Origin of the sequence: Spirosoma utsteinense (genome assembly GCF_014282275.1) — a bacterium.
GTDB lineage: Bacteria > Bacteroidota > Bacteroidia > Cytophagales > Spirosomataceae > Spirosoma > Spirosoma utsteinense.
This window is the reverse complement of record NZ_VFIA01000158.1, coordinates 1-992: the sequence shown is the minus strand read 5'-3', so window position 1 is coordinate 992 and position 992 is coordinate 1. Positions and strand designations below refer to the sequence as shown.

Genomic DNA, 992 nt, shown 5'->3' with positions numbered 1-992 from the left:
TATTACCCCGCTATTCTTCGGGTTCTGGACGGCGTACTGAGTATAGACCCGAAAAACTTCGAGGCAACGACGTTCAAGTCATCGGTAAAAATGTCGCAGCACCAGTTTGCTGAAGCCCGCGAATTAGCGGAGAAAGCCCGCCAGATCAACCCCAACAACGCGTATGTCTATGGCGTGCTGGTCGATGCCAATGTGGAGTTGGGAAATTATGAGGAAGCCGTTGCTATGTCCGATAAAATGCAGGCGCTGAAACCATCGCTGGAATCGTATTCCCGAGCCTCATACCTACGAGAAATTTACGGTAACTACCCCAGTTCTATTGAGGCTATGAAATTAGCCGTTCAGGCTGGTTTACCCGGTTCGGAGCCGCAGTGCTGGAGTAAGAATACCCTCGCACACCTCTATGAAACAACGGGACAGTTGGATAAAGCAGAGCAGCAGTATGACGGTATTCTAAGCGTTCGGCCTAGTTATGCATTCGCGCTTCGGGGCAAAGCCCAGGTTTACAAAGCCAGAAAAGAGTATGACAAGGCGCTGACAGAGCTGGAGAAAGCAGCCAGGATTATGCCTGAGTTCTCGTTCCACGAAGAGATGGCCGAGATTTATGCGTTGCAGGGCGATAAAGACAAAGCACAGCGCAAATACGTTGAGGTAGCAAAAATGCTGGATGAAGACGCCCGGTCGGGTCACTCCGTCGATCTGGAACTGTGCAAACTCTACACCAAAACGGGCCAGTTGGACTCAGCCCTCGTCTACGGTATGCGGGAGTACCAGAAACGTCCGAAAAACATCGACGTTAATCACGCTTTAGCCTGGGTTTATTTCAACCAGAAAAACGTACCAAAAGCGCAGGAGCACATGCGGGTGGCTCTCCGTACGGGCCTTAAAGACCCCGAATTGTTACAGCGTGCCGGCGCTATCGCCAAAGCGATGGGCAATGCCGAAGCCAGCAACAAACTAATTGCCGACGCCCGCAAAACAAATCCAAATTT

Annotated in this window: 1 protein-coding gene; it reads left to right on the top strand. The window is 51.1% G+C overall.

Annotated features, from left to right (window positions below; all coding sequences use genetic code 11):
• Positions 1-992 (top strand): tetratricopeptide repeat protein (locus FH603_RS28250; protein WP_186742749.1); only part of this gene is annotated, 992 nt, incomplete at both ends.